This is a genomic window from Asanoa sp. WMMD1127 (assembly GCF_029626225.1).
GTDB lineage: Bacteria > Actinomycetota > Actinomycetes > Mycobacteriales > Micromonosporaceae > Asanoa.
Window position 1 is genome coordinate 5,604,058 of the sequence record NZ_JARUBP010000001.1, and the last position, 13,361, is coordinate 5,617,418.

13 protein-coding genes and 1 pseudogene are annotated in these 13,361 nt (G+C 73.9%); 2 read left to right on the forward strand and 12 right to left on the reverse strand.

Annotated elements, in window-relative coordinates:
• Position 1 precedes the first annotated feature (1 nt).
• From O7635_RS26725 to O7635_RS26775, 11 genes and pseudogenes are all read right to left on the reverse strand, one after another.
• A complete protein-coding gene (locus O7635_RS26725; protein ID WP_278083231.1) occupies positions 2-322 on the reverse strand; it encodes a TcmI family type II polyketide cyclase in 321 nt (106 codons plus the stop codon).
• On the reverse strand, positions 319-2,697 hold the full coding sequence (locus O7635_RS26730) for an FAD-dependent oxidoreductase (RefSeq protein WP_278083232.1): 2,379 nt from the start codon (positions 2,695-2,697) through the stop codon (positions 319-321). Before O7635_RS26730 ends, O7635_RS26725 begins: the two co-directional genes overlap by 4 nt.
• Positions 2,687-3,895, reverse strand: a complete 1,209-nt coding sequence (locus tag O7635_RS26735) for a beta-ketoacyl synthase N-terminal-like domain-containing protein (protein WP_278083233.1) — start codon at positions 3,893-3,895, stop codon at positions 2,687-2,689. Before O7635_RS26735 ends, O7635_RS26730 begins: the two co-directional genes overlap by 11 nt.
• Positions 3,883-5,142, reverse strand: a complete 1,260-nt coding sequence (locus O7635_RS26740) for a beta-ketoacyl-[acyl-carrier-protein] synthase family protein (protein WP_278083234.1) — start codon at positions 5,140-5,142, stop codon at positions 3,883-3,885. The genes O7635_RS26735 and O7635_RS26740 overlap by 13 nt, the downstream gene beginning before the upstream one ends.
• Positions 5,139-5,519: a cupin domain-containing protein gene (locus tag O7635_RS26745; protein ID WP_347405346.1), complete on the reverse strand. Its 381-nt coding sequence runs from the start codon at positions 5,517-5,519 to the stop codon at positions 5,139-5,141. The genes O7635_RS26740 and O7635_RS26745 overlap by 4 nt, the downstream gene beginning before the upstream one ends.
• A gap of 18 nt (positions 5,520-5,537) precedes the next feature.
• Positions 5,538-6,011 (reverse strand): annotated as a pseudogene (locus tag O7635_RS26750) (SRPBCC family protein); the annotation flags it as partial.
• A gap of 5 nt (positions 6,012-6,016) precedes the next feature.
• On the reverse strand, positions 6,017-6,268 hold the full coding sequence (locus tag O7635_RS26755; protein ID WP_278083235.1) for an acyl carrier protein: 252 nt from the start codon (positions 6,266-6,268) through the stop codon (positions 6,017-6,019).
• Entirely contained in the window at positions 6,265-7,632 is a 1,368-nt protein-coding gene (locus tag O7635_RS26760; protein WP_278083236.1) for a biotin carboxylase N-terminal domain-containing protein, read from the reverse strand. Before O7635_RS26760 ends, O7635_RS26755 begins: the two co-directional genes overlap by 4 nt.
• 9 nt (positions 7,633-7,641) lie before the next feature.
• On the reverse strand, positions 7,642-8,163 hold the full coding sequence (gene accB / locus O7635_RS26765; protein WP_278083237.1) for an acetyl-CoA carboxylase biotin carboxyl carrier protein: 522 nt from the start codon (positions 8,161-8,163) through the stop codon (positions 7,642-7,644).
• Positions 8,160-9,842 carry an acetyl-CoA carboxylase carboxyl transferase subunit alpha gene (gene accA / locus O7635_RS26770; RefSeq protein WP_278083238.1) on the reverse strand — a complete coding sequence of 561 codons (1,683 nt, stop codon included), beginning with the start codon at positions 9,840-9,842 and terminating at the stop codon, positions 8,160-8,162. The genes accB and accA overlap by 4 nt, the downstream gene beginning before the upstream one ends.
• The gene (locus tag O7635_RS26775; RefSeq protein WP_278083239.1) at positions 9,839-11,023 is read right to left on the reverse strand and encodes an AMP-binding protein; all 1,185 of its coding nucleotides are present in this window, start codon (positions 11,021-11,023) and stop codon (positions 9,839-9,841) included. The genes accA and O7635_RS26775 overlap by 4 nt, the downstream gene beginning before the upstream one ends.
• Before the next feature lie 185 nt (positions 11,024-11,208).
• On the opposite strand from O7635_RS26775, the gene O7635_RS26780 reads away from it, so the two are divergent.
• Positions 11,209-12,000, forward strand: a complete 792-nt coding sequence (locus O7635_RS26780; protein ID WP_278083240.1) for an AfsR/SARP family transcriptional regulator — start codon at positions 11,209-11,211, stop codon at positions 11,998-12,000.
• Here the strand turns inward: O7635_RS26780 and O7635_RS26785 are convergent.
• Positions 11,997-12,407, reverse strand: a complete 411-nt coding sequence (locus O7635_RS26785; protein ID WP_278083241.1) for a hypothetical protein — start codon at positions 12,405-12,407, stop codon at positions 11,997-11,999. The genes O7635_RS26780 and O7635_RS26785 overlap by 4 nt on opposite strands.
• A gap of 156 nt (positions 12,408-12,563) precedes the next feature.
• Here O7635_RS26785 and O7635_RS26790 point away from each other — a divergent pair, with 156 nt between their 5' ends.
• Entirely contained in the window at positions 12,564-13,355 is a 792-nt protein-coding gene (locus O7635_RS26790) for a trypsin-like peptidase domain-containing protein (protein WP_278083242.1), read from the forward strand.
• The last annotated feature ends 6 nt before the right edge of the window (positions 13,356-13,361 follow it).

The window sequence follows — 13,361 nt, forward strand, 5'->3', positions numbered from 1 at the left end:
ATCAGCCGCGCCAGTGGTAGAACTCGCGGGCCACCGCGTCCTGCGGCGACTTCCACGTCGCCGGGTCGTACGGCTTGATGTAGGCCCGCAGGTCGTCGCTGATCTGCTTGAACCCGGCCAGCTGCGGACCCTTGCGCAGCGCCGCGGCCGGGTCGTCGTCGAACTCGATCACGTGCAGGTAGAGGTCGTTGAGCGAGTAGAGCGAGCGGGCCCGCACCCCCAGGTCGTGGGGGAGCGAGGTGGCGTCGGACGCCGCGAAGATCTGGGCCACCGACTGCTCGGCGTCCGGTTGGATCTTGGCCACGATCACGGTGCGGTTCATGCGGTGCCTCCAAGCGCGAAGATGCCGGCGAGGTGCGCGTCCAGGGCCGCGGCCGAGACCGGCGCGGTGCGGAATCCGACGTGCCCGTCCGGACGGATCAGGTAGGCCCCCGTGCCGCGCAGGCCGTACGCGGCGCGGAAAGCGCCCGACGGGTCCCGCAGCACCGGCACCTCGAGCCCGGCCGGCGGGCCCGCGTCGTGGCTGGCCACGACGTAGACGTCGACGAAGCCGCGGACCTTCTCGGCCAGCTTCTCGAAGCCGGCGTACTCCTCGGCCGGCGTGGTCCCGTCGGCATAGGCCAGCAGGGTGTGCCCGGTGCCGCGGGTCAGCTCGAACAGCCGCACCGCGTGCCCGACGCCGAAGCGGCGCAGGTCCCGCACGTCGGGCGCCCGGTCACCGGGCTGCGGCCCGCCGTCGAAGTTGTCGCCGTCGGCGCCGACCAGCGGGCTGCCCGCGTAGCTCAGCGTCATCTGCATCTCGAGCAGGAACTGCTCCCGCTCGTCGTCCATGTCCATCTCGTCGGTGAACGCGATCTTCACCGCGCGGTCGACGATGGCCTTGCCGGCCGGCCGCCGTTCAGCCTCGTAGCTGTCCAGCAGCGCCGGCGCCGCGTCGCCGCGGACGGCCAGGGCCAGCTTCCAGCCGAGGTTCCAGGCGTCGTGGATGCCGGTGTTCATGCCCTGGCCGCCGGCCGGCGGGTGCAGGTGCGCGGCGTCGCCGGCGACGAACACCCGGCCGTCGCGGTAGCGGTCCACGATGCCGTGCTTGATCCGGAAGATCGACGCCCAGCGCAGGTTGCTCGCGGTCGTGCCCTCCGGCGCCAGTTGGTCCAGCACCGCCTGGATGTCGGGCAGCGACGGCGGGTCGTACTCGGCCGAGAAGCCCGGCGGGATCGCGCCCGAGCCGATCTCGGCCTGCAGCCGCGGCGGCGCCAGTGTGGCCACCCGGTAACGGTTGCGTCCCTTGAGCGGCACGCAGACCAGCATGCCCTTCATCTCGTCGTCCTCGACCTGGATGAAGCGCAGCAGGTGGCCCTCCGGCATCGACCAGTCGAGATCGACGTCGCCGAGCATGAACAGCTGCGGGAACATCCCCATGCCGCCCTCGAACGTCAACCCCAGGGCCTGCCGCACGGTGCTGTGCGCGCCGTCGCAGCCCACCAGATATTGCGTCCGGACGGTCTCCGCCCGGCCGTCCGCGTGCCGCAGCTGGGCCGTCACGCCGTCGGCGTCCTGGGCGAACGACTCGAGCTCGACACCGCGCTCGACCCGCACGCCGTGCCCGGCCAGGCACTTCGTCAGGATCGCCTCGGTCTCGTACTGGGGCAGGCCCACGTGGGCGTACGGGAGATCGGGCAGGTCCCAGTCGACCTGGTGGGTCTGGCGGCCGTTGACGAACACGGTCTGGCCGTGCAGCCAGATGCCCGCGTCCATCGCCTCCCGGGCGACGCCGATCGTCTCCCAGATCTCCATCGTCCGGCACTGCACGCCGATCGCCTTGTCGGCGGTGCCGGCCGCGTCGGGCCGCTTCTCGACCAGCCGGCACGACACGCCGCGCCGAGCCAGCTCGATCGCGGCGGTCAGGCCGGCCGGCCCGGCCCCCACCACGAGCACGTCGGTCCCGTAACTGTCCACAGCAGACCTTTCGACGACTGGGGCGGAATTCGGTCGCGGCCGCTCGGCCGGCTTTGGCTGCGCGGCCGGCTTCGGCGCAACGGCAGGCTTCGCCGCCGGCGTCACGACCACCCCGGCCGGCTGCGGGCTCTCCTCGGGCCGCGCCACGATGTGGTACGTGGCCCGCTGGAAGTTGTCGCAGATGTACTGGATGAGCGGCGCCGTCTGGTCCAGGTGCGCCTGGTCGTCGGTCCAGGCGTTGAACGACGTCTCGTCCAGCCACTCGGCCAGGATGTGATAAGTCCCGGTGCCGGGCTCCCGCAGCAGCTCCTCGCGGACGTGCCCGGGCGTGCCGCGCATCCGCTCCGCCACCTTGAGATAGGCCCGTTCGTAGGCGGCCTCTTCGCCCGGCGGCACGGTGACCGTGACCATCACCCGGATCCGCGGGCCCTGGCCGACCACGGTCTGCAGCACCTCGTAGGTATTCTTCTCACCCGACTCGCGCAGGTCCCGCAGCGCCGCGGTCAGCTGCTCCCGCGCGGCGCTCGGCCCGAACGCGTCGAGCGCCCGCTGGTCCCGCCAGTCGCTGATGATCAGGAAGGTCCGCGGGTCCTCCGCGTCCCGGATCAGCTCCTGGCGCAGGCTGCCCGGCGTCCGGCTGATCTCGTCGGCGGCGGTCCGCCAGGCCGCCTCGAACGCGTCGGCGCAGCCCTCCCGGGCGCGCATCCTCAGGATCGTCCGCACTGGACTCTCATCCGGCATCGCGCAGCCCTTCTTCCCGGTAACGCTTGAGCACGATGGAGCTGTTGAACCCGCCGAAGCCGCGCGCGTTGACGAGCACCACGTCGGTCCGCAGCGGCCGCGGCTCGCGGACCAGGTCGAGGTCGTGACCGGGCCGCGCCAGGTTGCCGACCGCCGGCACGACGCCGTCCCGCAGGGCGAGCAGCGCGGTCGCCACGGTCAGCGCCGCACCGCCGGAGCACAGCCGCCCGACGAACCCCTGCGGCGCGGTCACCGGGACCGGCCGGCCGAAGACGTCGCGGATCGCCCGCGCCTCCAGCGCGTCCAGCGCCGGCGTCGCGGCCCCGTCGGCCACCACGAAACCGACCTCGTCGGGCGTGACCGCCGCGTCGGCGAGCGCCTGGCGCATCGCCCGGGCCAGCTGGGCGGAGTCCGGCGCGGGGTCCTGCGGGTGGTGCCCGTCGTGGGTGGCCGCATAGCCGGCGATCTCGCCGTAGATCTGCTGCGCGCCCCGCTCGGCCGCGGCGGCCGCGTCCTCGACGATCAGCACCGCGCCGCCCTCGCCGGGCACGAACCCGTCGGCGTCGGCGTCGAACGGCCGGTAGCCGGTGCGGCTCATCCGCCCGCTGGTGCCCTGACACACCAGGGCGTACGGCGACAGCGGCGCCTCGGTGCCACCGGCGATGACGGCCGGGGTGCCGCGGCGGATGATGCGGCGCGCGGCCCCCAGGCTGTCCAGGCCGCCGGCCCCCTCCGAGACCAGCACGCTGTTGGGTCCCTTGGTGCCGTGCAGGATCGAGGTCTGACCGACGCTGGCCGCGTAGAACCAGGCGATCGACTGGTACGCGGTGACGGCCCGGCGACCCTGGCTCCACAGCGCCTGGATCTCCCGCTGGCCGAACTCGTTGCCGCCCGAGCCGCTGGCCAGCACGACCGACGTGGCGTACGGGTCGTACGCCGCCGGGTCGTACTTCGCGTCCTCGAGCGCCATCTTCGTGGCGGCCAGCGACATCCAGGTCCACCGGTCGGTCTGGATGATCAGGCGCGGGTCCACGTTGTCCTCGGCGGAGAACCCCGGCACCTGGCCGACGGGCTGGTCGCCCAGCGTGCCCACCCGCACCTCACCGGCCAGTGTGGAGCGCCAGTGCTCCTCGGCGGTCAGCCCGCTCGGCGCGACGACGCCGAGTCCCGTGACGACGGCCCTGGTCACGACGACCACCTCCGGAGGACAGCGGCGGACTGGAAGCCACCGAAACCGCTACCGACCGAGAGCGCGACGTCGATCCGTTGCTCGCGCGCGTTCTTCGGCACGTAGTCGAGGTCACACTCGGGATCCTTGTTCTCCAGGTTCGCGGTCGGCGGGACCACGCCGTAGCGGATCGCCAGCACGCAGGCGGCCAGCTCGATCGCGCCGATCGCCCCGAGCGAGTGGCCGACCATCGACTTGATGGAGCTGACCGGCACGTCGTACGCGTGCTGCCCGAGGCTCCGCTTGAACGCCGCGGTCTCGTGCCGGTCGTTCTGCTTGGTGCCCGAGCCGTGCGCGTTGACGTAGCCGACCGCGGTCGGGTCCAGTTTGGACTGCCGGAGCGCGTCGGTGATCGCCTCGGCCATCTCCAGCCCGTCCGGCCGCAGCCCGGTCATGTGGAACGCGTTGCTGCGGTTGGCGAACCCGGCCACCTCACAGAAGATCTCGGCGCCCCGCCGCTTCGCGTGCTCGAGCTCCTCCAGGATCAGCACGGCCGCGCCCTCGCCCATCACGAACCCGTCCCGGGTAGCGTCGAACGGCCGGGAGGCGTGCTCCGGGTCGTCGTTGCGCGCCGAGGTGGCCCGGATCGCGTCGAAGCAGGCCATCGAGATCGGCGAGATCGGCGCGTCGGCGGCGCCGGCGATGACCACGTCGGCGTCGCCGTCCTCGATGAGCTGGTGGCCGTAGCCGATCGCGTCGAGGCCCGAGGTGCAGCCGGTGGAGATCACCGCGGCCGGGCCGTGGGTCCGGTAGCGGCACGCCACCTCGGTCGCCGCGCTGCTCGGCACCAGCGCCTGGTAGAGGAACCGGCTGCCGTAGCGCTCGTCGACGTCCCAGAGCCGGCCGTGGTCGCTGACGTTGACGTACTCGTCCTCGAGCCGGGTGGTCGCGCCGACCGCGCTGCCGATGCTCACCGCGACCCGGTCGCGGTCCGCGGCCTCGAGGTCCAGGCCGCTCTCGGCCATCGCCTCGTCGGCCGCCACCAGGGTGAACTGGGCGAACCGGTCGCTGCGGTGGATCTCCTGCGGGGTCAGCCCGGCCGCCCGCGGGTCGAAGTCGCATTCGGCCGCGATCTGCGAGCGGAAGTCCGCCGGATCGAAGAACGTGATCCGCCGGGTGGCGGTGCGGCCGGCGGTCAGCATCTCCCAGAACGCGCTCCGGTTGACGCCGCCCGGCGCGACCACACCGACCCCGGTGACCACGGTCCTGCGACTCATGGCGTGCTCCCGGGCAGGGCCTCCGTGTCGACGTGGCCCAACTCGGGGCGGGGCGCCAGCGGGCCGAGCGCGAACACCAGGAACGCCGGCGCGGCGCCGTCGTTCATCAGCCGGTGCTTGACCCCGAGCGGGATGTGCACGCCCTCGTTGGCCTTGAGCGCCAGCTCCCGCCCGTCGAGGCGCACGGTGATCGCGCCCTCGACACAGAACAGGAACTCCTCCGAGTACGGGTGCCAGTGCTCGGTGACGACCTCGGCCGGCGCGAGCCGCAGCGTGCCCATGAAGCCCGCCGTCGAGCCGACCGTCGCCGGCGACAGGATCGTCCGGATGTCGCCGCCCCGCCGCCTGTTGCTCGGCACGTCCTCGATGGACACCACGCGGATCTCGCGGCGCGGCTGGCTCGGGCCGCCGATGCCGTGGATCGCCATCCGCTCGACCTTGTCGCGGATGACGTCCATCTGGACGGCCGTGTTGGCGTTGATCCGGTCGGTCATCGCGGCGGTGTCGATCGGCGCGTCCGGGCGCATGCGGAAGTCCTGGATCCAGCGCATCCGGGTGCCGTTGCCCTCGATCTCGTACGTCCACTCGATGTTCATGAACTCGAACGGACCCGGCTCGACGCGGCGGGCGACCACCCGGCGGGCGGCCTTGTCCGGTGTGCGCTCGGAGACCCAGCTCCACACCTTGCCGTTCTCGTCGGGGTGCATGGCCAGGCGGAACCGCACGGTCTCGCCCGACCGCTCGATGATCTCGGCCTGCGCGTACTCGGTGAACAGCTCCGGCCACTTCTCGACGTCGTTGGTGGCCTCCCACACGACCTCGAACGGCGCGTTGATGAGAATCGAGTTGTCCACGTGACCGATGGTCGGGGCGCTCATGCGGCCGGCTCCGAGGTCAGTCGCTCGTCGATGGCGGTCGACATCTCGCCGACGGTCAGGGCCATCGGGCGGTCGTCGGGCAGCTCGAACCCGTACAACGCCTGCAGTTCGGACTGCAGCTGGAGGAACGCGAGCGAGTCCAGCCCCAGGTCGCCGAACGTCTTCTGTGGATCGTTCGTGCGCATGTCCGAGGGCAGACCGACCTTGGTGACCAGCAACTGCATCAGGTCGTCGATGGTGAACCTCATGATTCCTCCCGGTTTTCCGGATCGGTGAGCCGGCCGACGAGCGACGTGTCGTGGGTTCCGGCTACGAATTGCGGGTGGGCCAGCGCGGTCAGCAGGAAGTCGCGGTTGGTGGAGAGGCCCGGGCCCTCGACGGACAGCTCGGCGAGGGCCCGGCGCATGCGGGCCAGGGCCTGCGGGCGGTCGGGCGCCCAGACACAGACCTTGGCGAGGAGCGGGTCGTACGCGGCGGAGATCCGGCCACCGGCCTCGGCCGCGGTGTCGACCCGCACGAACGGGCCGGCCGGCAGGGTCAGCCCGGTCAGCCGGCCCGGGGTCGGCATGAAGTCGCGGGTGGGATCCTCGGCGTTGATCCGGCACTCGATCGCCCAGCCGCGGGCCTTGAGCTCCTCCTGCGACACGTCGAGCGGCTCGCCGGCCGCGATCCGCAGCTGCTCGCGCACCAGGTCGACGCCGTGGGTCAGCTCCGTCACCGGGTGTTCGACCTGGATCCGGCAGTTGACCTCCATGAAATAGAACCGGTGCTGGTCGTCGACGAGGAACTCGACCGTGCCGGCCCCGACGTAGCCGGCGGCGAGCAGGCCGCGCACGGCGGCGTGGCCCATCTGCTCGACGAGACCCCGGGGCAGACCGGGCGCCGGGGCCTCCTCGATGATCTTCTGCCGGCGGCGCTGCACCGAGCAGTCGCGCTGGCCGAGGTGGATGCCGTTGCCGTGGCTGTCGCAGAGCACCTGCACCTCGATGTGGCGGGCCGCGGGCAGGTAGCGCTCGACGTAGACCCGGTCGTCGCCGAACAGCGACTGCGCGGTGCTGCGGATCTCCCGGTACTGCCGGGGCAGGTCGTCGGGTTCGGTGACCACCTGCATGCCCCGGCCGCCACCCCCGGCGACCGCCTTGACGATGACCGGGTAGCCGATGTCGGCGGCGACCTTGGCGACCGCCTCCGCGTCGGAGACCGGCTCGATCGTGCCGGGCAGCAGCGGCAGGCCGGCGTCGGCCATCGCGGCGCGGGCGGTGGACTTGTCGCCGAGCCGGTCGATCACGGCCGGGGGAGGGCCGACGAAGGTCAGGCCCTCGGCCTCGCACGCCTCGGCGAAGTCCGCCTGCTCCGAGAGGAAGCCGTAGCCGGGGTGGATCGCCTCGGCGCCGGTCTGCCGGGCCGCCTCCATGATCGCCGGGAGGTAGAGGTAGCTGTGCCGCGCGGGGCCGGGTCCGATGCACACCGCCTGGTCGGCGAAGCGCACCACGGCGCTGTCCCGGTCCTCGGTGGAGTAGACGACGGCCACGCGCAGGCCCAGCTCGCGGCAGGTCCGGGCGACCCGCAACGCGATCTCGCCGCGGTTGGCGATGAGCACGGTGCTGAACACGACGACCTCCTAGGCTGCCTGGGGATCGATGGTCATGAGCCGTTCGCCGAACTCGACCGGCGCGCCGTCGGCGACGTGCAGCCCGACGACCCGACCCTCGGCCTCGGCCTCGACGGGGATCATCAGCTTCATCGCCTCGACGATGCCGACCTGCTGGCCGCGCCGGACCTGGTCGCCCTCGGACACGAAGGGCGCGGCGCCGGGCTCCGGCGAGCGGTAGAACGTGCCGACGATCGGCGCGCAGATGCCGGCGCCGGGCGGGAAAGCGGCCTCCTCGGCCGGAGCGGGGCTGGGCGCCGGAGCCGGCGCCGGCGCCGGCGCCGGGGCGGCCCCCACGGCGACGGGGACGGGCGCGTGCTGCTGGTCCGTCCACTCCATCTCGACCACGACCTCGCCGGCCCGGATCCGCAGCGCGCGCGGCCGGTCGGCCAGATCGGCCAGGAGCGACTGGGCGCTGCGGCGCACCTCCTCGAGCGCCTCCGCGAGCGGCGCGGCACCGTCCGTCCGCGCCGGTTCCATCAAAGACGTCACTGGGATCCTCCAGGGTGGGTGAGAGCGGCGGCGTTGACGTCGCCGCCGAACCGGCGGAAGCGGGCGCGGCGCTCGGCGACCAGGCGCGCGGGGTCCCGCGCCGCGAGGTCGGCGAGCTCGGCCCGGATCGCCTCGCGGACGAGCGTGCCGGCCCGGTTGTTGTCCGACTCGGCGCCGCCGGGTGGTTCCGGCACGACGCCGTCGACCACGCCGAGCTCCAGCAGCGAGCGGGCGTCGACCCGCAGCGCCCGGGCGGCGGTCGGGGCGGCGGCCGAGTCCTTCCAGAGGATCGCCGCGCAGCCCTCGGGACTGATCACCGTGTAGATGGCGTTCTCCATGATCAGCACGCGGTCGGCGACGGCGATCGCCAGCGCGCCGCCGCTGCAGCCCTCGCCGGTGACCACCGTGACCAGCGGGACCGGCAGGGCGCCCATCAGGCGCAACGTCTCCGCGATCACGGTGGCCTGCCCCTGCAGCTCGGCGTCCACACCGGGGTAGGCCCCGGGCGTGTCGACGAGCGTCACCACCGGCAGCCCCCACTTGGCGGCGAGGCGCATCAGCCGGGCGGCCTTGCGGTAGCCGGCCGGGTTCGGCATGCCGAAGTTGTGCGCGGCGAGCTCCGCCGGCGTGTGGCCCTTCTGGTGCCCGATCACCACGACCGGCTCGCGCCCCAGCCGGCCGATGCCGCCGACGATCGCCGGGCAGTCGCCGCCGACCCGGTCGCCGTGCAGCTCCTCGAAGTCGTCGAGGATCATCCGGAAGTACTCGGCGGTGGTCGGCCGGCCCAGGTGCCGCGCCCGGCGGACCGCCTCCCACGGGTCGAGCTCGGGCACCTGCTCCGGGTCGCGGATCACCACCTGCTCCGCGGGGCACAGGTTGGCCGCCGTGTCGCGCCGCGCCCCGACCGAGAGCACCCGGCCCAGCCGCTCGCGCAGCTGCGCCCGCGGCGCCACCAGGTCGACGAAGCCGCGCTCCAGCAGGAACTCGGCGGTCTGGAAGCCGGGCGGGAGCTCCTGCTTGATGGTCTGCGCGATCACCCGGGGGCCGGCGAACCCGAACCGCGCGCCGGGCTCGGCGATCACGACGTCACCCAGCATGGCGTACGACGCGGCGACCCCGCCGTAGGTCGGGTCCGTCAGCACGCACGCGGTGACCAGGCCGGCGTCGTCGAGGGCCTGCATCGCCTGGGCGGTCTTGGCCATCTGCATCAGCCCGACGACGCCCTCCTGCATGCGCACGCCGCCCGACGCGGTCACGATCACCAGCGGCAGGCGGTCGGCCAGCGCGGTCTCGGCCGCCCGGGTGACCGTCTCGCCGACCGCGGCGCTCAGGCTGCCGCCCATGAACCGGAAGTCCATCGCGGCGACCACGACCGGCGTGTCCACGATGGACAGGCGGGCGCAGAGGACGGCCTCGGCCATCCCGGTCGCGTGGCGGGCCTGAGCCAGGCGCTGGGCGTACGGCACGCCGTCGGCGAAGCCCAACGGGTCGCCGGCGGGCACGTCGAAGTCGAGCGGGCGCAGCGACTCCGGGTCGGCGAGCAGGTCGAGCCACTCCTGGGCGGTCAGCGGGAAACAGCCGCCGCACTGTGGACAGACGCCGTGGTTGCGGGCGAGCCGCTTGGCGTAGACGACGGCCCGGCAGTGCCGGCACAACGCCCAGTCCGGCCTCGTTGTCATGCCTTCACCCCCGCGTCGACGAGGAACAGGGCGCCGTCGGCGTCGAGGTAGCCGAGGTCGCCGGTGCGCAGCCAGCCGTCCGGGTCGGCCGTCGCCGTGGCCACCTGCGGGCCGCGTACCCGGACGTGGCCGGGTCGGCCCGGTGGCGCCGGATGCCGCCCGTCGAGGTCGGTCACGCGGCAGTCGGTGCCCGGCACCGGCCGGCCGACGGAGCCCGCCGTGGGATGGTCGATCCGGTCGCAGTGGGTCAGCGGGCCGCCGGCCGGGCCGTACCACTGCACGAGCGGCGCGCCCACCCGCTTGGCGAGCCGGCGCGCGGCGGCCGGCGTGATCGTGGCGCCGCCGGAGAGCACGGCCCGCACGGTCAGCGTGCGCGGGTGGGTGTCCCGGGGGTCGGCCGCGAGCCGGGTCAGCGGCGCCGGCAGGCCGCAGTAGTGGGTGGCGGCCTCGCGACCGGCCAGGGCGACACCGCCGGCCGGGTCGGGGTCGGCGCAGAGCACCTGGGTCGCGGCCGCGTGGACCGTCGCGTCGAGGTACACCTGTTCGTACGCGGGCAGGTGGTTGACCACCGTCGAGCCCGGCCCGAAACCGTAGGCCCGCGCCGCCTGGGCGGCGCCGACGGTGAGGTTGCGGTGCGTCAGCGGGAGCACCACCCCACCGGGCCCGAAGCGCAGGCAGGCCACCGCGTCGACGTCCGTGGGCGGCGGGGCGGGGCGCCGGCGCCGGCCGGCCTCCTCGCGCACCAGCGCGGCCACGGTGCGGGCGCCGCGGTGGCCCGGCTGGTCCAGGTAGGCCACGTCGAGCTCGTCGCGCTCGACCCGGATGCGGCGTAGCCGGTCGGCCATCCCGGCCATGGCCACGAGCAGGGCGATCCCGGCGCGCTCGATGGCCGCGTCGAGGGCGTCCTCGGTGAGGTCGGGGTCGAGCACGGCGCAGACGTGGCCGGCCCGGATCGCTCCGAAGTAGGCGATGGGGAAGGCGGGGTGCAGCGCGGCGGTGACGCCCACGACCGTGCCGCGCGGCCGGCCGGCGAGCGCGGCGGCGAAGCCGTCCACGGCCGCGTCGAGCTCCCGGTAGGACAGCGCGCGGGCGCCGTAGCGGATCGCGGGGCGGTCGGGCGCCTCCGTCGCGGCCCGGCGCAGCAACCCATCCAGCGACTGAGGCGACTCAGTTTCGGACACGGAGGGCTCCTTCGGGCCGGCTGTCTAACGGCCTCCCGACCGTCGCAGTTGCCCGCTTGAGCCCGCCTGGAATGTCGGTGGAGGCCCGTGAGCTGCTGTCACAATCGTACGATCCAACCGAAAAGGTTCCTCATGTCGTTTAAGCCCTTTAAGGTTCTTCACAGCGACGGTCATACGGGGGCGCAATGACCTACTACGTTCTTGGTCCGCTGGCGGTGAGAGCCACGCCCACCGGCCCGGCGGATCAGCTGACCGCGCCGAAGCCGCGCAAGGTGCTGGCCCTGCTCCTGCTGCACGCGAACCTGGTCGTGCCGGTCGAGACGCTGACCGCCGAGCTGTGGGGCTGCGAGCCGCCGGCCAGCGCGCAGACGACGCTGCAGACCTACGTCCTCAAGACCCGCCGCATGCTGACCCACGCGCTGGGCGTCTGCCCGGCCCGGCTGGCCAACGAGATCCTGGTGACCACGTCCGGTGGCTACCGGCTCAACGTGGGGCCGGGCGAGCTCGACCTCCACGAGTACGAGCGCCTCGCCGCCGCCGGCCGGGCCGCGCTGGCCGCCGGCGACGACGTCGAGGCGGCCCGCCTGCTGGGCGAGGCGCTCGGCCTCTGGCAGGGCGGGGCGCTGGTCGACGTGCGGCACGGCCCGGTGCTGCGGGCCGAGGTGCAGCGGCTCGAGGAGGGCCGGCTGTCACTGTGGCGCCAGCGGATCGAGGCGGAGCTGCGGCTCGACCGGCACCAGGCGGTGCTCGGCGACCTCGGCTGGCTGGCCGCCCGGCACCCGCTCAACGAGGACCTGCAGGCGCAGTACATGATCGCGCTCTACCGGGCGGGCCGGCGCACGGACGCGCTGGAGGCGTTCCACCGGCTGCGCGGCACGCTCCAGGACGACCTGGGCCTGGAGCCGTCAGAACGGGTCCAGCGGCTGCAGCACGCGATCCTGACGGCCGACCCGGCGCTCGACCACGCGTACGCCTAGCCGTCGGCGAGCCGGCGCTCCAGCAGGACGCTCAGGGCGATCGACTCGCCGTCCTTGCCACCGCGACCGACCACGAGCGGCGCCGGGCGCGGCTCGGGCCGGACGCCGGTCAGCCGGGCCCGCGTGGAGTTCGGCACGGCGAGCAGATAGAACCGGCCCTCGGTGTCGACCGCCATCGACTGCCGCTGGTCGAGGTACCAGCCGCGCAGCCCGGTGCGGTAGCGGACGCGGCCGCGGTGGGCGGGAGCCGTCAGCGCGACCGGCGCGATCCCGCGCTCGTGCGCGTCGCGGACGAACGCCGCGACGAGCCCGGCGGTCTGCTCGGCCTCGCGGGCGGCCCGGTCGGTCTCGGCCCGCGCGTGCGCCTCGACCGCCCGCCGCCGCTGCGCGTCCCAATCGGCCTTCACGTGTGGTGACGCTACCCCCGCCGGAGCAGCCCGCGCCCGGGGCCGCCGAGGCCGGATCGCGGTCTCGAAAGGACGGACAATGGCCGTTCCGGGGACACGCCGTTATGGTGTCGTTATGCTCCGCGCCAGGCAGCCGCGCGTGGACCGCGGTCGGCGATGACAGTGGCCGACGAGGTCGCGGGCGCTGCGCCGCCCCGCCGTCGACGGCGGTTCTGGCTGGTCGGCGCCGGTCTCGTCGCCCTGCTGCTCGCGGTCACGGCCGTCGTCGCGTTCCGGGCCGGCGGTGGGGGAGACCGCCCGGCGGCCGCGCCCAGCCCGTCGCCCACGGCCAAACCGCCACTGACCACCGCCCAGGTGTACGCCGCCCTCGCCCCGTCGGTGGTCAGCATCCGGGGTGCCGGCAACGGGACCGGTGTGGTCGCCAACGCCGACGGGCTGGTGGTCACGGCGCTGCACGTCGTCGACGGCGCCAAGCGGATCGAGATCACCTTCCCGGACGGCGCGGCGGTGCCGGCCACGCTCGCCAGCCGCGATCCGGCCACCGACATCGCCCTGCTCCTGCCGGAGCGGTCGCCGACGCTCGTCGTGCCGGCCGTGCTCGGCAACGCGGGCCGGCTCGCCGTCGGCGAGGACGTCGTGGCGATCGGCAACCAGCTCGGTCTCGTGCACAGCACCACCGCCGGCGTGGTGTCGGGCCTGGAGCGGGCCGCGACCGGGACCGACGGCGTGCGGCTGCGCGGGCTGATCCAGTTCGACGCCGCCGTCAACCCGGGGAGCTCCGGCGGCCCGCTGGTGAACACCCGCGGCGAGACCGTCGGCATCGTCGTCGCCCTGCTCAACCCGACCACCGCCGGCACCTTCGTCGGTGTCGGCTTCGCCGTGCCGATCGGCGCCGCGCTCGCCGGCGGCGGCGGTGACAGCCCCGGCCCACCCGGACCCCTGCAGTAGGAGCGC

What these genes read in the sequence shown, in the direction of transcription:
- O7635_RS26740 (WP_278083234.1), bottom strand. Translation starts at nt 5,142, where the DNA reads ATGAGTCGCAGGACCGTGGTCACCGGGGTCGGTGTGGTCGCGCCGGGC.
- O7635_RS26755 (WP_278083235.1), bottom strand. Translation starts at nt 6,268, where the DNA reads ATGAGGTTCACCATCGACGACCTGATGCAGTTGCTGGTCACCAAGGTC.
- O7635_RS26790 (WP_278083242.1), top strand. Translation starts at nt 12,564, where the DNA reads ATGACAGTGGCCGACGAGGTCGCGGGCGCTGCGCCGCCCCGCCGTCGA.
- accA (WP_278083238.1), bottom strand. Translation starts at nt 9,842, where the DNA reads ATGACAACGAGGCCGGACTGGGCGTTGTGCCGGCACTGCCGGGCCGTC.
- O7635_RS26725 (WP_278083231.1), bottom strand. Translation starts at nt 322, where the DNA reads ATGAACCGCACCGTGATCGTGGCCAAGATCCAACCGGACGCCGAGCAG.
- O7635_RS26730 (WP_278083232.1), bottom strand. Translation starts at nt 2,697, where the DNA reads ATGCCGGATGAGAGTCCAGTGCGGACGATCCTGAGGATGCGCGCCCGG.
- O7635_RS26780 (WP_278083240.1), top strand. Translation starts at nt 11,209, where the DNA reads ATGACCTACTACGTTCTTGGTCCGCTGGCGGTGAGAGCCACGCCCACC.